A 19,531-nucleotide genomic window follows, 5' to 3' on the forward strand; every position below is an offset into this window, starting at 1 on the left:
CTACGGGAGGGTGGGGTCGGCGGGGGCCGCCGGCCTGACGGACGGGCGTCACGCCATGCCGGAGGCCTCCGCCGCCTTGATCGCGGCGTTGACGCCGGACTCGATGGCACCTTCGATGAAGCCGTTCCAGCCACTGGCCAGACCGTCGTTGGCGAAGGCGATGCGGCCCACGGGCTGCTGCAGGGCGGGCAGCTGCCGCAGGAGCTGGTTGGGGCGGCGCAGCGACCAGCCGCCGCGCGCGTACGGGTCGTGACCCCAGTCGGCGAGCTTGAAGTCGACGACCTCGTAGGCGGATCCGAGGATCTTCTTCACCTCGGCGTTGAGGCTGGCCTTGTCCAGGGTCAGGCCCGCGCCGCCGAAGGCGATCATCAGCTGGCCGTCGGGGAGCTTGTGCATGGGGACCATCGACTCGAACTTCGAGCCCTCCACGCTCTGCACCAGGGTGCGGGTCTGCGGGCCGCGCACGTACATCCAGATCTTCACGGCGTGCGGCACGCCCAGGCCCTCGGTGGCCGCGTCCTTGAAGGCCTGCGGAATGCCGTAGGTGAAGGTGATGTTGTTCCAGACGTTGGTCGGGACGGCACAGACGACGGCCTTGGCCCGGTAGACGATGTTCTGCGCGGTGGTCACGGAGACCTGGGAACCAGCGGCGGCCGGGTCGGAGATCCGGACGACGTTCTGGTTGTAGGTGATCCCGTGGTTCGCCTCGTTGAACATGGCCTGGGCGAGGCCGATCATGCCGGTGGCCGGCTTCTGGCTGGTCATGTTGAACCAGCCGTTGGCGTCGTAGCCGCCGAGGGCCCACCAGTGGGCGAGGGAGGTCCAGCTGGCGCTGGTGGACGGCAGACCGGCGTAACCCGCCAGCGTGCCGCCGATCCAGGCCTTCTCCTCCGCGGTCATCCCGAGCTGGGCGTACCGGTTGGCGACGGTGTAGCCGTCCTGGGCGGCGATCAGGTCCTTGGCCTGGAGCGGGTTCAGGGCGTTCGGCAGGAACGTCTGGGTCCCCTGGAAGAACTTGGTGTAGATCCCGCCCATGGTCTCGAAGGCGGTGCCCATGTCGTACTGCCGGTAGCTGCCGTCGGCCTGCTGCGCGAGGACGGCGTCCATCGGGTCGTCGTAGACGATGCCGATGCCGTACTTGCGCAGGGCGGCCTGGACGTTGGACTGGCTCGGGTGGAACCAGCCGGCGCCGAGCTCGATCTGCTGGCCCTGGAGGGTGTCGGTCCAGGTCCGGCCGCCTATGCGGCTTCTGGCCTCCAGGATCTCCACGTTCTGGAAGCCCATGCCGCGCAGGTGACGCGCGGCGGCGAGGCCCGCGAAGCCGGCGCCGATCACGAGGATGTCGGGGTCGGGCTCGACCGGCGTGCCGCCGGGCGCGGCGGCCGCGGTCGTGGTGGTGCCGGACAGGGCCATGCCCGCGGCGGCCATGGCGCCGACGGCGCCGGCCCGCTTGAGGAAGCCTCGGCGGTTCCAGCCGCCGGCGGCGGACTCCGTGTCCTCGCCCTGGACGAGCTGTGCGTCGCTGTGCTGAGCGTCCATCAAATGATCCCTTTGATCTCGTCTTTGTCGGTGGAAAAGCGGAGAGCTCCACGAAGGCGGGGCGTGGGGGGTGGGGCTGGGGGTGACCATCTGATGGGCGCTCCGTCGTGCTGTCCGGCCGGGGCGTCGCGCAGGGGGGTGCGACGCGCCGGCCTCCACCCCCGCCCGGAAGGGGGAGTACGGGCGGGGAGGAGTCGGAGTACCGTGGCGCGGCCCGCCGGGTGAGCGGGCCGCGACCTGCCCCTTAGAGGAAGGGGGTCTCGGGGTCGAGGCCGAGCAGCACGCGCCCGTGGACCTCGAGGTTGGTGCTGAGCAGCAGCAGACCGTGCAGGGAAAGGCCCTGGGCGTCACGGTGGAACCGCTGGAGCGGCGCGGAGCGGCCGATGACGGAGGCGCCGCTCGCGCTGTAGACGATCTCGACGGCCTCCTTCGCGAGCTGCAGCGCGTAGGCGGCCTGGCCGCGGAGTTCGGCCTTCTCCTCGATGGTGGGCTGCTCGTCGGCGTCCGCGCGCGCCTGGAGGCGGCCGATGTAGGCGGACTGCAGGGCGAACGCCGCCGCGACCTTGTTGGCGGCGGTGGCGACCTGGATCTGGGTCAGCGGGTGCTGAGCCTGGTCCTCGTAGTCCGTGTACGTGATCGGGCGGCCGTTGACGCGGCCCTTGAAGAGCTCCAGGGCGCCGGCGGCGATGCCCAGGTAGGCGGACACGCCGGCCGCCATCACGTAGCTGAACAGCCCGTACTTGCGGCCGGGGGTGACCTCCTGGTCGCGGCCGGGCGTGGTGTTGAAGATGGCGTCGCCGAAGCCGACCACCCGGTGCTCGGGGACGAAGACCCCGGTGGCGGTGGAGGTGCAGCTGCCGGTGCCGCCGGCGGACGTCACGTCCCAGTCGTCGGCGATGGTGAACTCGGACTGCGGGACGATCGTGACGACCTCCTCGTGGGAGCCGTCGGCGTGCTCCAGGATGGCGGCGGCGATGTTCCAGTCGGCGCCGCGCACACCGGAGTTGAAGCGCCAGGCGCCGTCGAGGACGTAGCCGCCCTCGGTCGCCTTCAGCGTGCCGCTCGGGGTGAAGCCACCGGACACCTTGACGGAACCGCCGGCGAACACCTCCTCCTGGACGCTGTCCGGGAACAGGGTGACGAGCCAGCCGCTGGACACCCAGACCATGGCGACCCAGCCGGTCGAGGGGCAGCCGCTCGCGATCGCGGACAGGACCCGGGCCTGCTCCTCCAGGGAGCTGTCGAGGCCGCCGAAGCGCGCCGGGACGCCCATGCGGAACACGCCCGCCTTGTCCAGGAGGTCGATGTTCTCCTGCGGGATCCAGCGTCGCTTCTCGGCCTCCGCGCCGTTCTCCCGCAGCAGGGGCACGGCCTTCCCGACCTCGTCGAGAATGCGGTCGACCTCGACGTCGCTCGCGCTGTCGATCCTGGTCATTCTTTTTCTCCTCCCCAAGCCGTCTGTTCTCTCACCGGCCCGACAGCGGCGGTGACCACAGGCAGCGTTCTGGCGTACGGGACCCGGAATTCCTGTGGAATTCAACGGGAGTTCGGCACGAATGCCGGCGGTCTGCGAGGTCGGATTGCGTTGCGCGAAGGTGCGCCGCAGGGGAACCGCGCCGATGCCAGAACGCTACGGGCAGACAGTTTCAAGCCGTTCATGCCGCGAGTCACCGCGCGGTAATCGCCGGGGTGACCAGTGCAGAGACCGGCGGATGCCCGCACGATGAGCCGCGCGCCCGGCCTCCCGTCGCAGAGGACGGGCGGCCGGGCGCGCCGGGTGTGCTCGCCGGCCGGGCCGGCGTCGGGAGTGGTGGGGGCGGGGTCAGACCGCTTCCAGGACGCGGTCGTTCTCCGGCCGCGGGAAGTAGCCGGTGGAGACGAAGAACTCGACGTACCGGGCGAAGAGTTCCGCGGTGACGGGCGGGCATTCCACGCCGGTGCCCTCCAGGGCCTCGACGGTGTCCGTGACGTCCATCGGGGGGTAGAAGCCCTCGCTGTCGGTCATCACCATCTCGAAGGCGTCGAGGAGCGGCACCATCGCGTTGTCGCGGTCGGCGGTCACCTTCTCCAGCCAGGCGTCCCGGTCGAACTCGTCGAGGCGGTGGCCGGCGGCGCGCAGCAGCTCGGCGGCCTCGGCGAAGCTGAACTCGGCGGGGTTGTAGAGGTGGAAGGTGCGGCCGGTGTTCTCCTCCCGGGTGGAGATGGCGACGATGGCCGCGCTGACGTAGTCCACCGGCATCAGGTGCAGCGGACCCGCCAGGCCCTTGGGGACGGCCCCCGCCTGGAGCAGCCCCTTGAGGCTGAGCCAGACGAAGTCCTTGGTCTGGCAGGCGCCGTGGGCCTGGTCGCCGGAGATGACGTCGACGCGGTGGACGGTGACGGGCAGTCCGCGTTCCACGGCCCGCTTGGCCAGCTGCTCGCACACCCACTTGGTCTGCACGTAGCCGGTCGGCATCGACTCGGGCGTGCCGACCGGGTCGGTGGGCCGCAGGGCCCGGCCGTCGCCGGTGGCACCGGAGAACACGCCCGTGGTGGAGACGTAGTGCAGGGGCACGCTGCGGTACTTGGCGGCGAGCCGCATCAGCTCCACGGTGCCGCCGACGTTGGCCTCCCGCAGCCGGGCGTAGGGGTGGATCCAGTTCACCGACGCGCCCGGGTGGTAGACCGCGTCGACGGTACGCGCGAGGTGCTCGTACTCCTCCTCGCCGAGGCCGAGCCGGGGACTGCCCAGGTCGCCGACGTGGACCCGCACCCGCTCCTGGTCGATCTCCGGCCACAGCCGGTACCACTCCAGGTTGGCGCGGAGCCGGGCGTGGGCGTCCTCCGCGTCGGCGCCGCGGACCAGGACGTGCACGGTGGCCCGGGTGGTGCGCAGCAGGTCGCGCAGGAGGAAGGCGCCGAGGAAGCCGGTGCCGCCGGTGAGCAGCACCTCCGACGGGTCGTCGGCGGACCGTACGACCTCGGCGGCGGGGACGATGTCGTCCGGCAGCTCCGTGTCGGCCGCGAAGTCCGTCTCCTCCGGCGCCGCCGTCCCGGCCCCGTCGAGGAGCAGCGCGCACAGGTGCGCGGCGAGCGCCGCCGGGGTCGGGTGGTCGAAGACCAGGGAGGCGGGCAGCCGCCGGCCGGTGACGGTGCTGACGCGGTTGCGGAGCTCCACGGACGTCAGCGAGTCGAAGCCGAGGCCGGGGAACGGCAGGTCCAGCGGGATGGCGCTGGGGTCGGCGTGCCCGATCACGGCCCCGATCTCGGCGCGCAGCAGGTCGACGACGTAGCCGAGGCGGCGCTCCTCGGGGAGGCCGGCGAGGACCTCCGCGGGGTCTCCGGCGGCGACGGCGCTGTTGCGGGCCGTGGGCCGGCCGGGGGCCTTGGCCAGGGCCGTGAGCAGCAGCGGCGCCTGGGCGGCCTTCTCCCGCAGGGCGGTGATGTCCAGCGGGGTGGCGACGAGGGCGGGGCTGCCGAGGCCGAGTGCCGTGTCGAGGATGGCCGGGCCCTGCTCGGTGGTGACGGGGCGGAAGCCGGCCCGCGCGATGCGCTGGAGGTCCGCCTCGTCCAGGTCCCCGGTCATGCCGCTGGCCTGTGCCCACAGGCCCCAGGCGACGGAGGTCGCGGGCAGGCCGCGGGCGGCCCGGTGCTGGGCGAGGGAGTCGAGGAACGCGTTGGCGGCGGCGTAGTTGGACTGGCCCGCGCCGCCGATGACGCCGGCGAGCGAGGAGAACAGTACGAACGCCGACAGGTCCAGGTCGCGGGTCAGGTCGTGCAGGTTCCAGGCCGCGTCGGCCTTGGGCCGCAGCACCCGGTCGACCCGCTCGGGCGTCTGGTCGGCGAGGAGTCCGTCGTCGAGGACACCGGCGAGGTGCACCACCCCGGTCAGCGGCCGGTCGGCGGGGACGGCGGCGAGGACGGCGGCGAGCGCGTCCCGGTCGGCGGCGTCGCACGCGGCGATCGTCACCTCCGCGCCGAGCTCCCGCAGTTCGGCGGCGAGCTCCTCGGCGCCCGCGGCGTCGGCGCCGCGGCGGCTGGTGAGCAGCAGGTGCCGCACTCCGTGGACGCCGGCGAGGTGGCGGGCGAAGAGCGCGCCGAGGGTGCCGGTGCCGCCGGTGATCAGGACGGTGCCGTCGGCACGCCACTCCCCCGTGGCCGGGCCGGAGTCCTCGGCGCCGACGCGGGTCAGGCGGGGCAGCAGGACCGCGCCCGCGCGGACCGCGGCCTGCGCCTCCCCGGACCGTACGAGGACGTCGAGGAGTTCCGCGGGCACCTCGGGCTCGTCGGTGTCGACGAGGACGATCCGGCCGGGCGCCTCGGACTGGGCCGAGCGCAGCAGGCCCCACACGGCGCCGGCGGCGAGGTCGGGCACGGTGTCGCCGCCGGCGCCCGGGACGGCTCCGGTGGCGAGGGCGCCGCGGGTGGCGACGACCAGCGGGGTGCCGGCCAGCCGCTCGTCGGCGAGCCAGCGCTGGGCGAGCTCCAGGACCCGGTGGGCGGCGAGGTGCGCCGACTCGGCCGGGGACCCGGCCTCGGGGCTGGTCCAGGGCAGCAGGACCGCGTCCAGGCGGGTCCCGGAGTCCAGGGCGGCGGCCACGTCGGCCGGGCCGGTGTACGGCCGGCCGGCGAACCCGGCCTCGTACGGCTTCGGGTCCTGCCCGTCGCGCCCGGTGCCGTCGGCGAGGACGCCCCAGGTCAGGGCGGACGGGTCGGCCTGGCCCGTGGGCAGGGCGAGCGGGTTCCAGCCGATCCGGAACAGGGCGTCGGCGGACCGGGCGCGGCCGCGGCCGATCTCCTCGGCGGGCACGGCACGGAACCGCACGGACTCGGCGGAGGCGACGGGCTGCCCGCTGCGGTCGGCGAGCCGCAGCCCGTACGCGCCCTCGGACAGCGGGGTGAGGCGGGCCCGGACGGCGGCGGCGCCGGTGGCGTGCACCCGGAAGCCGGTGAGCCGGTCGGCCGTCCACGCGGGTCCCGTCCCGTCCTGCTCCCACGTCGGGTCGGCGATGCCCAGGGCGGAGGCGAGGAGCACCGGGTGGAGCAGGTGCGTGCCGGCGCCGGAGGCCTCCCGCTCGGGCAGGCGCACCTCGGCGTGGAGCGAGCCGTCGTCGGTGCGCCACACGGTCACGGGCGAGGCCTCGGGCGCGGCGTCCGCCGCCGGCTCGGGCCCGGCGTCCGTGCCGCGCCCGGCGTGCGCCACGGCGCCCTCCGGCGGCCAGGCCGCCAGGTCGAACGGCGCCCCGGCGGCGCGGACGCTCAGCAGGCCCCGGCCGAGCGGGGTCCACGGCAGGTCGCCGCGCTCGGGGCGGGCGTGCACGGTGACGGAGCGGCGGCCGTCCGCGTCGGGCGCGCCGACCGCGACCTGCACGTGGACGCCTTCGCCCTCCGGCAGGACGACCGGGTTGTCGAGGGTGAGCTCGTCGACGCTGGTGGCACCGAACTCGTCGCCGGCCCTGGCCGCCAGTTCGGCGAGCGCGGCCACGTCGAGGACGGGCGCGCCGTACAGGGTGCGGGTGGCGAGCCAGGGGTGGGTGCGCAGCGAGAGACGGCTGGTGAACAGGGTCTCGTCGGAGCCGGCGACGGTGACGGCGGCGCCGAGCAGCGGGTGCCCGGTCGCGCCGAGCCCGAGGCCCTGCGCGTCGAGGGTGCCGCTGCCCGCCTCGTACCAGTAGCGGTCCTGCTGGAAGGCGTACGTCGGCAGCTGCGCGCGCCGCGCGCCGGTGCCGTCGAAGACCTTCGCCCAGTCGGGTCCGGCGCCGCGCACCTGGGCCTCGCCGAGGGAGGTCCAGAAGCGCTCCAGGCCGCCCTCGTCGCGGCGCAGGGAGCCGATGAAGACGGCGTCGCGGCCGGTGTCGTCGATGGTGCCCTGGATGCCGGCGGCGAGCACGGGGTGCGGGCTGCACTCGATGAAGGTGGTCCAGTCCTCGCCGAGGAGGCGGCGGACCGCGGTGTCGAGCTGGACGGTCTGGCGCAGGTTGCGGTACCAGTAGCCGCCGTCCATCTCGGTGCCCTCGGCCCAGGTGCCGGTGACCGTGGACAGGAACGGTATCTCCGCGGGGCGCGGGGTGACCGGCGCGAGCAGCCCGGCCAGTTCCTCTTCGAGGAGTTCGACGTACGCGGAGTGGGAGGCGTAGTCGACGTCGATGCGGCGGACCCGCTCGCCGGCGGCCTTCGCCTGCTCCAGGAACGCGTCGAGGGCGTCGGTCTCGCCGGCGACGACGACGCTCGCGGGGCCGTTGACGGCGGCCAGCTGGATGCGGCCCTCCCACGGCTCGATGAGCTCGCGCACCCGGTCGGCGCCGAGCGCCACGGACACCATGCCGCCGAGTCCGGCGAGGACCCGGCCGATGGCCTGGCTGCGCAGGGCGACGACGCGGGCGCCGTCCTGGAGGCTGAGCACGCCCGCCACGGTGGCGGCGGCGATCTCGCCCTGGGAGTGACCGACGACGACGTCCGGCCGCACGCCGTGGTGGCGCCAGAGCGCGGCCAGGGAGACCATCACGGACCACAGGACGGGCTGGATGACGTCGACGCGCTCGATGTCGGGCGCGCCGTCCGCGCCGCGCAGCACGTCCTCCAGGGACCAGTCGCAGAACTCGGCGAGCGCGGCGCCGCAGTCGGCGATGGAACGGGCGAACTCGGGCGCGGTGTCGAGGAGTTCGACGGCCATGCCGATCCACTGGGAGCCCTGTCCGGGGAACAGGAACGCGGTGCGTCCCGCCGTGCCGGCGGCGCCGCGGACCAGGCCGGCGGCGGGCTGGTCGTCGGCGAGCGCCCGCAGCCGGTCGAGGAGGCCGTCCCGGTCGGTGCCGACGAGCACGGCCCGCTCGGGGAGGGCCGCGCGGTGCACGGCGAGCGTGTACGCGACGTCGAGGGCGCGGACGTCGTCGTTCTTCTCCAGGTGGTCGAGGAGCCTGCGGGCCTGGCCGCGCAGGGCGTCGCGGGTGCGCGCGGACAGCGCCCACGGGACGACGGGCAGCTCCGTCGAGGCGGCGGTGCCGGCGGAGGTGCCGGTGCCGGTGTCGCCTTCGGCGGCCGGGGCGGGCGCCTCGGCCGGCGGCTGCTCGATGATGACGTGGGCGTTGGTGCCGCTCACGCCGAAGGAGGAGACGCCGGCGCGGCGGGGCCGGTTCAGCTCCGGCCAGGCGCGGGCCTCGGTGAGCAGCTCGACGGCGCCCGACTCCCAGTCGACCATCGGGGTCGGCCGGTCGACGTGCAGGGTCTGCGGCATCACGCCGTGGCGCAGCGCCTGGACCATCTTGATGATGCCGCCGGCGCCGGCCGCGGCCACGGTGTGGCCGATGTTCGACTTGAACGAGCCGAGGTAGAGCGGGCGGCTCCGGGGCCGGTTCTGGCCGTAGGTGTTGAGCAGCGCCTGCGCCTCGATGGGGTCGCCGAGCCGGGTGCCGGTGCCGTGGGCCTCGACGATGTCGACGTCCCCGGAGGCGAGTCCGGCGCCGGTCAGGGCCTGGCGGATGACCCGCTCCTGGGAGGGGCCGTTGGGCGCGGTGATGCCGTTGCTCGCGCCGTCCTGGTTGACGGCGGTGCTGCGGACGACGGCGAGGACCTGGTGGCCGTTCTTCTTCGCCTCGGACAGCCGCTCGATCAGGATGAGGCCGACGCCCTCGGACCAGCCGGTGCCGTCGGCGGAGGCCGCGAACGACTTGCAGCGGCCGTCGGCGGCGAGGCCGCTCTGCCGGGAGAAGTCGACGAAGCCGCCCGGGTGGCCGTTCACGGTGGTGCCGCCCGCGAGGGCGAGCGCGCACTCGCCGCTGCGGACCGCGTTGACCGCGAGGTGCAGGGCGACCAGCGACGACGAGCAGGCCGTGTCGAGGGAGACGGCGGGCCCTTCCAGGCCGAGGAAGTAGGAGATGCGTCCGGAGGCGACGCTGCTGAGCTTGCTGGTCATCAGATAGCCCTCGAACTCCTCGGGGCCGTCGAGTTCCAGGTAGCTCTGCTCCACGACGCCCACGAACACGCCCGTGCGGCTGCCCTTGAGGGTGGTCGGGTCGATGCCCGCGTGCTCGAACGTCTCCCAGGCGGTCTCCAGGAGCACCCGGTGCTGCGGGTCCATGGCGAGCGCCTCGCGCGGGGAGATCCCGAAGAAGCCGGCGTCGAAGCGGGTGGCCCCGTCGAGGAAGCCGCCCTCCTTCGTGTACGTCTTGCCGGGCTTGCCCGGCTCCGGGTCGTACAGGGCGTCGGCGTCCCAGCCCCGGTCGACGGGCCAGGGGGTGATGGCGTCGCGGCCCTCGGCGACGAGCTGCCACAGGTCGTCGGGGGAGGCGATGCCACCGGGGTAGCGGCAGCCCATGCCGACGATGACGATCGGGTCCTCGTCGGCCGCCTCCAGTTCCGCGACCCGGCGGCGGGCCTGCTGGAGCTCGACGGTGACGCGCTTCAGGTACTCGACGAGCTTCTCTTCGTTCGGCACGCCGGCGGTGCCGGACGCCTTGGGGGTGGGGGGTGTGCTGGGCTTCGTGGACATGCGTGAATCTCTCCTCGGTGGCCCCGGGTGCCGCGTGGCACCCGGGGAACTGCGAAGGGAAGGGGACGTCGGTGGCGCGGGACCGTCAGTTCACGGGGTCACCGCCCAGCTCGCTGTCGATGAACGCGAACAGGTCCTCGGCGGAAGCCGCATCGAGCCGCTCGGCCAGATCCGTCTCCTCCTCGGCCGGAGCCGGGGCCGCCGGGGCGGCCGCGGCGAACGCCACGGGAGCGCCCCCGAGGGTCTCCAGGAGCTCCATGAGCCGGGCCGAGACCGCCGCGCGGGCCTCCTCGTCGTCGGCGAGTGCCCCGAACCCGGCCTCGACGCGGTCGAGTTCGTCGAGCACCGCGCCGCTGCCGGACGTGCCCGACGTGGCGAGCTCCAGCAGGCCGGCGGCGAGCGCGGCGGGCGTCGGGTGGTCGAAGACCAGCGTGGCCGGCAGCTTCATGCCGGCCGCGGCACCCAGACGGTTGCGCAGGTCGACCGCGGTCAGCGAGTCGAAGCCCAGCTCCTGGAAGGCCCGCGTCGGCTCGACGGCGTCCAGGTCCGAGTGGCCGAGGACCTCCGCCACCTTGCTCCGCACCAGGGTGAGCACGGTGCGGGACCGCGCCTCGTCGTCGAGCCCGGCGAGCCGGTCGGCGAGCGACTCGGCGGGCGCGGCCTGGGACGCGGCGGTACGACGGACGGCCCGGGCGGCCTCCCGCGGCGCCCGCTCCTCGCCGTCGCCCTCGCCCTCCGGCCCGGACGTGGCGAAGGCCTCGTACGGGATCTCCTGGAAGGTGACGGAGCCGGCGGAGAGCACGGGCTGACCGGCGGCGTCGGTCAGCAGGAGCGTGGCCGCGAGCACACCGGCGTCGACGCCGGAACCGGTCTCGACGAGGTGGGCGCGTACGGCGGTGGCGCCGGTGGCGTGCAGCCGGACCCCGCTCCACGCGACGGGCACGAGCACCCCGTCCGCCCCGGCCGGGAACGGATGCCGGAGCAGCGCCCCGTCGATCAGCTCCGGGTGCAGGCCGAACCGCTCGGCTTCGGCGCCGAGTTCGTCCGCGAGCGCCACCTCGGGGGCGGCCGCCCCGGCACCGGGGACCTCGGCCTCCGCGTCCGGTCCTGCCCCGCTGAGCGTGCCGTCGGCGTGCAGGGTCCACTCCGCGCCGGACCGGTCGGCCCTGGCGTGCACGGCGAACGGCCGCAGCCCGTCCTCGTCAGGGCCGCCCACGCGGACCTGGAGCTGTACGTCGCCGGAGGCGGGCAGCACCAGGGGCGCGTGCAGGGCGAGCCCGTGGAGGGTGTCCGCGCCCAGCTCGTCACCGGCGCGGATCAGCAGCTCGACGAACGAGCCGGCGGAGAGGACGGCCGCGTCCCCGACCGCGTGGCGGTCCAGCCAGGGGTGGGTGCGGCGGCTGACGCGGCTGGTGAAGAGGGTGTCCTCGGAGCCGGCGACGGTGACGGCCGCACCGAGCAGCGGGTGACCGCCGCTCGCACCGGCGGAAGCGGCCGAGCCGGACTCCAGCCAGAAGCGCTGCGTCTGGAACGCGTAGGTGGGCAGGGTGACCCGGCCCGGCTGGGCCGGGGCGAAGTACGCGTCCCAGTCCACCGGAACGCCGGCGGCGTGCAGCTGCCCGAGCGCGGCCACCAGGGTGTCCGGCTCGGAACGGTCGCGCCGCAGACCGGCGACGAGCGTCCCGTCCTCGACGGACTCCGCCGCCATGGCGGAGAGGACACCGTCCGGACCCAGCTCCAGGAAGACGCCCACGCCGGCCGCCTCCAGGGTTCCGACCGCGTCGGCGAACCGCACCGCGCCACGGACCTGGTCGGCCCAGTACTGCGGCGTCCGCAGGTCGTCGCCTTCCGCGAGACGGCCCGTGAGCGTGGAGACGACCGGGATGGCCGGCTCGGCGTAGGTGAGCTTCGCCGCTTCCGTACGGAAGTCGTCGAGCATGCCGTCCATGTGCGGGGAGTGGAACGCGTGCGAGACGGTCAGCCGCTTGGTCTTGCGGCCCTGCTCGCGCAGCTTCTCCGCGACCGCGAGGACCGCGTCCTCGTCGCCGGAGATCACCACCGACGTCGGACCGTTGACGGCCGCGACCGCCACCCGGCCCTCAAGCAGCGGCAGGACCTCGTCCTCCGCGGCCTGCACGGCCACCATCGCACCACCCGACGGCAGCGCGTCCATCAGGGACGCACGCGCCACCACCAGACGGGCCGCGTCCTCCAGGGACAGCACCCCCGCCACGTGCGCGGCCGCCAGCTCGCCGATCGAGTGACCGGCCACGAAGTCCGGGCGCACACCCCACGCCTCCACGAGCCGGAAGAGCGCGACCTCGACGGCGAACAGCGCCGGCTGCGTCATCCCGGTACGGTCCAGGGCCTCGCCGCCCGAGGCGATCACCTCGCGCAGCGACACCTTCAGCAGCCCGTCGAGGACGGTGACGACCTCGTCGAACGCCTCGGCGAACTCCGGGAACGCGTCGGCCAGTTCCAGACCCATGCCGGCGCGCTGCGCGCCCTGGCCCGTGAACAGGAACGCCGTCTTGCCCGAACGGCCCGCACCCACGGCCACCGAGGCGGCCGTGCCGCCCTCGGCGAGCTCGCGCAGCCCCGACAGCAGGGCCTCGCGGTCGTCACCGACGACCACGGCCCGGTGATCGAGCACCGCACGACCGGCCGCCAGCGAGAAACCGACGTCGGCAGGACGCAGGCCGGCGTCGGCCTCGACGAACGCGGCGAGGCGTGCCGCCTGGTCCTGGAGGGCCTGGGCCGTACGGCCCGACACCGTCCACGGCACCACGGACAGGTCCGCGGCCGGCCGGTCGTCCCGCGCGGTCTGCGGGGCGGCGGCCGGAGGCTCCTCGATGATCACGTGGGCGTTGGTGCCGCTGATGCCGAAGGAGGACACGGCGGCCCGGCGGGGCCGGCCGGCCTCGGGCCACGGGATCTCCTCCGAGAGGAGCTCCACGGCGCCCGTCTCCCAGTCGACGTGCGGCGTCGGCTCGCCGACGTGGAGGGTGCGCGGCAGCACACCGTGGCGCATCGCCTCGATCATCTTGATCATGCTGCCGACGCCGGCGGCGGCCTGGGAGTGGCCGATGTTCGACTTGAGCGAGCCGAGGTACAGCGGGCGGTCCTCCGGCCGGTCCTGGCCGTAGGTGTTGAGGAGCGCCTGCGCCTCGATGGGGTCGCCGAGGCGGGTGCCGGTGCCGTGCGCCTCGACCGCGTCCACGTCGGCGGTCGAGAGGCCCGCCGCGGCGAGGGCCCGGCGGATGACCCGCTCCTGGGAGGGACCGTTCGGGGCGGTGAGGCCGTTGCTGGCGCCGTCCTGGTTCACGGCCGAACCCCGCACCACCGCGAGCACCTGGTGCCCGTTGCGTACCGCGTCCGACAGGCGCTCGACGAGCAGCAGACCGACGCCCTCGGCCCAGCCGGTGCCGTCCGCGTCCGCCGAGAACGACTTGCAGCGGCCGTCGGGCGAGAGCCCGCGCTGGCGGGAGAACTCCACGTACGTCAGCGGGGTGGACATCACGGTCGCGCCGCCGGCGAGGGCGAGGTCGCACTCGCCGCTGCGCAGGGCGTTGGCCGCGAGGTGCAGGGCGACCAGGGACGACGAGCAGGCGGTGTCCACCGTGACGGCCGGACCCTCCAGGCCGAGGGTGTACGAGACGCGGCCGGAGGCCACGCTGCCCGCGATGCCGGCGGCGCGGTACCCCTCCAGGTCGTCGGGGATGTACGCGGCCCCGGCGCCGTAGTCGTGGTACATGACGCCGGTGTAGACGCCGGTCCGGCTGCCGCGCAGGGCGCCGGGGTCCACGCCCGCGTTCTCGAAGGCCTCCCACGCGGTCTGGAGCAGCAGGCGCTGCTGCGGGTCGGTGGCCAGGGCCTCGCGCGGCGACATGCCGAAGAACTCGGGGTCGAAGCGGTCGGCGTCGTACAGGAAGCCACCGTGGCGCGTGTACGTCTTGCCGACGCTCTCCGGGTCCGGGTCGTACAGCGAGTCGACGTCCCAGCCGCGGTTGTCCGGGAACTCGGACACCGCGTCCACGCCGTCGGCGACCAGCCGCCACAGGTCCTGGGGCGAGGTGACCCCGCCCGGGTAGCGGCAGGCCATGCCGACGATCGCGATCGGCTCGTCCGCCGTGACGACGGTGGGCGCCGCCGGGGCGGCGGCGGCCGGGGCGTTCGCGTCGAGGCCCAGCTGGTCGCGCAGGTGGGTGGCGAGGGCGCCGGGGTTCGGGTGGTCGAAGACCAGAGTGGTCGACAGGCGCAGGCCGGTGGCGGTGTTGAGGCGGTTGCGGAGCTCGACGGCGGTCAGCGAGTCGAAGCCCAGCTCCTGGAACGCCCGGTCGGCGTCGATCGCCGACGGGTCGGCGTGGCCGAGGACCCCGGCCACCTGCGCCCGCACCAGGTCGAGCAGGGCCGCGTCCCGCTGCGCCGGCGTCAGCGGCGCGAGCCGCTCCGCCAGGGCGGCGTCGCCGTGGCTCGCGGAGCCGGCGCGGCGAGGCGCCGCCGGCGCCAGGGCCCGCAGCATCGGCAGCGGCGACTGGTCGCCGTTCCCGCCGCGCAGCGCGGCGAGGTCGATGCGGTTGACGGCGAGGACGGCCTCGCCGGTGGCGGGGGCGGCGTCGAACAGCTCCATGGCCTCGGCCGTGCGCAGCGGCAGGAGGCCCGAGCGGGCCATGCGCTGGAGGTCGACGTCCGACAGACCGCCGGAGAGCTCGCTGCTCTCCGCCCACAGGCCCCAGGCCAGCGACAGACCCGGCAGGCCCTGGGCCCGGCGGTGCGCCGCCAGGGCGTCCAGGAAGGTGTTGCCCGCGGAGTAGTTCGCCTGCCCGGCGGTGCCGAGGAGACCCGCGATCGAGGAGTAGAGGACGAAGGCGGTGAGGTCGAGCTCGCGGGTGAGCTCGTGGAGGTTCCACGCCGCGTCGACCTTCGGCCGCAGCACGGCGTCGAGGCGCTCGGCGGTGAGCGAGCCGATGAGCCCGTCGTCGAGGACGCCCGCGGTGTGGACGACGGCGGTGAGCGGCTGCTCGGCGGGGACGGCGGCCAGGAGTGCGGCCAGCGCCTCCCGGTCCGTCACGTCGCACGCCGCGACCGTCACCGACGCACCGGCCTCCTCCAGCTCCGCGCGCAGCTCGGCGGCGCCCGGGGCGCTTTCACCGCGCCGGCTGACGAGCAGCAGGTGACGGGCGCCGTGCTCGGCCACCACGTGCCGGGCCAGGACCGCGCCCAGCGCACCCGTGGCACCCGTGATCAGCACCGTCCCCGCGTCCCAGCGGGCACCGAAGTCACTGTCGGACTCGGCGTCCATCCGCGCCCGGGCGAGCCGGGGCACGAGCAGCGAGCCCGCCCGCACCGCGACCTGCGCCTCCCCGCTCGCCAGGACGGCGGCGAGGGCGCGGCCGGACGCGTCGGTCTCCTCGTCGAGGTCGACGAGGACGATCCTGTCCGGGTTCTCGGTCTGCGCGGAGCGCACCAGACCCCACACACCGGCGTGCAGCAGATCCGACACGTCCCCGCCGCCGACGGAGACCGCGCCGCGCGTCACGACCACGAGCCGCGACTCGGCGAACCGGTCCTCCGCCAGCCAGGAACGCACCACGCCGAGGACCCGGGCCACGGCGCCGCGCGCCGCCTCGCCCGAGACGGCGCCGCCGGACATCAACGGCAGCACGACGACACCCGGCACCGCCGGCAGCGCGGACACCGCCGACAGGTCCGACGCGTCCGAGGCGAGCTCGAACCGGTCGCCGGGGAGGGCGAGTTCACCCGCCGGGGCGGGCAGGGGCGTCCACGAGACGGCGTACAGCCCGTCGCGGACCTGGGTGGCCGCGGCGCGCAGCGCCTCCCGGGAGAGGGGACGCAGCGCCAGCTCCTCGACGGTGGCGACGGGCGCGCCCGAGGCGTCGGCGACGGTCAGCGCGACCGACTCGGGCCCGGTGAGCCGGAGCCGTACGCGCAGCGCCGACGCGCCGAGGGCGTGCACCTGGACGCCGGACCAGGAGAACGGGAAGCCCTCCTGGCCCTTGCTGTCGGCGACACCCGGCAGCAGGGTGTGCAGGGCGGCGTCGAGGAGCGCCGGGTGCAGCCCGAAGCGGGCCGCGTCGGCACGCTGCTCCTCCCCCAGCGCCACCTCGGCGAACAGCTCGCCCTCTGCCTTCCAGACCCGGCGCAGGCCCTGGAACGCCGGGCCGTAGCCGTAGCCGAGCTCCGACAACCGCGCGTAGATCCCGTCGAGTTCGGCCTCTTCGGCCCCGACGGGCGGCCAGGCGGCCAGCCCCTCCGGGGTCTCCGGGCCGACCGGGGCGAGGGTGCCCGTGGCATGCGCCACCCACGGCTCGGCGGCCGCTGCGTCGTCGCCGTCGGGGCGGGAGTAGACGCCGACGCTCCGGCGGCCCGAGGCGTCGGCGCCGCCGACGAGGACCTGGATCCGGACACCGCCGGACGCCGGCAGCACGAGCGGGGCCGCGAGGGTCAGATCCTCGACGCGGCCGGCGCCGAGGCGCTCCCCCGCCGCCGTCGCCAGCTCCACGAAGCCCGTCCCCGGGAAGAGGTCGGTGTCGAGGATCCGGTGGTCGGCGAGCCAGGGGTGGGTGCGGCGGCTGACGCGGCTGGTGAAGAGGGTGTCCTCGGAGCCGGCGACGGTGACGGCCGCACCGAGCAGCGGGTGACCGCCGCTCGCACCGGCGGAAGCGGCCGAGCCGGACTCCAGCCAGTAGCGCTGCGTCTGGAACGCGTAGGTGGGCAGGGTGACCCGGCCCGGCTGGGCCGGGGCGAAGTACGCGTCCCAGTCCACCGGAACGCCGGCGGCGTGCAGCTGCCCGAGCGCGGCCACCAGGGTGTCCGGCTCGGAACGGTCGCGCCGCAGACCGGCGACGAGCGTCCCGTCCTCGACGGACTCCGCCGCCATGGCCGACAACACGCCGTCGGGGCCGAGTTCGAGGAAGACGCCGACTCCGGCGGTCTCCAGGGTGCCGACGGCGTCGGCGAACCGGACCGCGCCACGGACCTGGTCGGCCCAGTACTGCGGCGTCCGCAGGTCGTCGCCCTCGGCCAGACGGCCCGTCAGCGTCGACACGACGGGAATCGACGGCTCCGCGAACGTCAGCTTGGCGGCCTCCGTGCGGAAGTCGTCGAGCATGCCGTCCATGTGCGGGGAGTGGAAGGCGTGCGAGACGGTCAGCCGCTTGGTCTTGCGGCCCTGCTCGCGCAGCTTCTCCGCGACCGCGAGGACCGCGTCCTCGTCACCGGAGATCACCACCGACGTCGGACCGTTGACGGCCGCGACCGCCACCCGGCCCTCAAGCAGCGGCAGGACCTCGTCCTCCGCGGCCTGCACGGCCACCATCGCACCACCCGACGGCAGCGCGTCCATGAGGGACGCACGCGCCACCACCAGACGGGCCGCGTCCTCCAGGGACAGCACCCCGGCCACGTGCGCGGCCGCCAGCTCGCCGATCGAGTGACCGGCCACGAAGTCGGGGCGCACACCCCACGACTCGACGAGCCGGAAGAGCGCGACCTCGACCGCGAACAGCGCCGGCTGCGTCATCCCCGTACGGTCCAGGGCCTCGCCGCCCGAGGCGATCACCTCGCGCAGCGACACCTTCAGCAGACCGTCGAGCACACCGACGACCTCGCCGAACGCCTTCGCGAACTCCGGGAACGCGTCGGCCAGTTCCAGACCCATGCCGGCGCGCTGCGCGCCCTGGCCCGTGAACAGGAACGCCGTCTTGCCCGAGCGCCCGGCACCCCGCACGACGGAGGCGCTGGTGCCGCCCTCGGCGAGCTCCCGCAGCCCCGACAGCAGGGCCTCGCGGTCGTCACCGACGACCACGGCCCGGTGATCGAGCACCGCACGACCGGCCGCCAGCGAGAAACCGACGTCGGCAGGACGCAGGTCGACGTCGGCCGTCTCCACGGCGGTGAGGAGCTTGCGGGCCTGGGCGGTCAGGGCCTCGGGGGTCTTGCCGGAGAGCGGCCAGGGCACGACCGGCAGCTCGACGGCGGGGGCGGCCTGGGCGGCCTGGGCCGCCTGGTCGGCCGGTGCGGGCTGTTCCGTCGTCTCGTCCTCGGCGGCGACCGGCGCCGAGGGCTGCTCGATGATGACGTGGGCGTTGGTGCCGCCGAAGCCGAAGGAGGACACGCCGACGCGGCGGGGCCGGTCGGCCTCGGGCCACGGCGTCTCCTGCGCGAGCAGCTCGACCGCGCCGCTCTCCCAGTCGACGTGCGGCGTCGGCTCGTCGATGTGGAGGGTGCGGGGCAGCACGCCGTGGCGCATCGCCTCCACCATCTTGATCACGCCGCCGACGCCGGACGCGGCCTGGGCGTGGCCGATGTTGGACTTCAACGACCCGAGGTACACGGGGCGTTCGCGGTCGCTTCCGTACGTGTTGAGGATGGCCTGCGCCTCGATGGGGTCGCCGAGCCGGGTGCCGGTGCCGTGCGCCTCGACGGCGTCGACCTCGGCGGCGGACAGGCCGGCGGAGGTCAGGGCCTGGCGGATGACCCGCTCCTGGGCGGGGCCGTTGGGGGCGGTGAGGCCGTTGCTGGCGCCGTCCTGGTTCACCGCCGAACCCCGCACCACGGCCAGGACCTGGTGCCCGTTGCGTACCGCGTCCGACAGGCGCTCGACGAGCAGCAGGCCCACGCCCTCGGCCCAGCCGGTGCCGTCGGCGTCCGCCGAGAACGACTTGCAGCGGCCGTCGGCGGCGAGGCCGCGGAGCCGGGAGAACTCGATGAAGGCGACCGGGGTGGACATCACCGTGGCGCCGCCCGCGAGGGCGAGGTCGCACTCGCCGCGCCGCAGGGCGTTGGCCGCGAGGTGCAGGGCGACCAGGGACGACGAGCAGGCGGTGTCCACGGTCACGGCCGGGCCTTCGAGGCCGTACGTGTAGGCGAGCCGGCCGGAGGCGATGCTGCCGGCGCTGCCGCTGAACAGGTAGCCCTCGACGCCCTCCGGGGGCAGGTGGGGGCGGGAGCCGTAGTCGTTGTACATGACGCCGGTGAACACGCCGGTCCGGCTGCCGCGGACGTCCTCGGGGTCGATGCCGGCCCGCTCGAAGGCCTCCCAGGCCGTCTGGAGCAGCAGGCGCTGCTGCGGGTCGACGGCGACGGCCTCGCGCGGCGACATGCCGAAGAACTCGGGGTCGAAGCGGTCGGCGTCGTGGAGGAAGCCGCCCTCGCGCCCGTAGGTCTTGCCGACGCTCTCGGGGTCCGGGTCGTACAGGGAGTCGACGTCCCAGCCGCGGTTGTCCGGGAACTCGGACACCGCGTCCACGCCGTCGGCGACCAGCCGCCACAGGTCCTCGGGCGAGGTGACCCCGCCCGGGTAGCGGCAGGCCATGCCGACGATCGCGATGGGTTCCTGCTGCCTGTCCTCCACTTCGCGCAGGCGCCTGCGCGCGTCGCGGGCATCCGCGATGGCCCGCTTGAGGTAATCGCGGAGTTTCTCCTCGCCCGACATGGTGTCCTTCCCCCCAGATGTGGTGTGCGTGTGGCGGCGGCGGTCCGCCGATGGCTGTGGCGTTGGGT

Annotated in this window: 4 protein-coding genes; all 4 read right to left on the reverse strand. The window is 74.7% G+C overall.

Annotation, left to right across the window (positions count from 1 at the left end):
• Positions 1 to 48 precede the first annotated feature (48 nt).
• The 4 genes from ABZ621_RS16790 to ABZ621_RS16805 all read right to left on the reverse strand — a co-directional run bounded on the left by ABZ621_RS16790 (position 49) and on the right by ABZ621_RS16805 (position 19,463).
• The gene (locus tag ABZ621_RS16790; protein ID WP_360605045.1) at positions 49 to 1,539 is read right to left on the reverse strand and encodes an NAD(P)/FAD-dependent oxidoreductase; all 1,491 of its coding nucleotides are present in this window, start codon (positions 1,537 to 1,539) and stop codon (positions 49 to 51) included.
• 244 nt (positions 1,540 to 1,783) lie between these two features.
• Positions 1,784 to 2,974 (reverse strand): acyl-CoA dehydrogenase family protein, encoded by a 1,191-nt coding sequence (locus ABZ621_RS16795; RefSeq protein ID WP_360605047.1) that lies wholly within the window; start codon positions 2,972 to 2,974, stop codon positions 1,784 to 1,786.
• Between the two features lie 387 nt (positions 2,975 to 3,361).
• Positions 3,362 to 10,006 (reverse strand): thioester reductase domain-containing protein, encoded by a 6,645-nt coding sequence (locus tag ABZ621_RS16800; RefSeq protein WP_360605049.1) that lies wholly within the window; start codon positions 10,004 to 10,006, stop codon positions 3,362 to 3,364.
• 85 nt (positions 10,007 to 10,091) lie between these two features.
• Positions 10,092 to 19,463: an SDR family NAD(P)-dependent oxidoreductase gene (locus ABZ621_RS16805; RefSeq protein ID WP_360605051.1), complete on the reverse strand. Its 9,372-nt coding sequence runs from the start codon at positions 19,461 to 19,463 to the stop codon at positions 10,092 to 10,094.
• Positions 19,464 to 19,531: the final 68 nt, after the last annotated feature.

Source organism: Streptomyces sp. NPDC007863 (assembly GCF_040633895.1).
Lineage (GTDB): Bacteria > Actinomycetota > Actinomycetes > Streptomycetales > Streptomycetaceae > Streptomyces.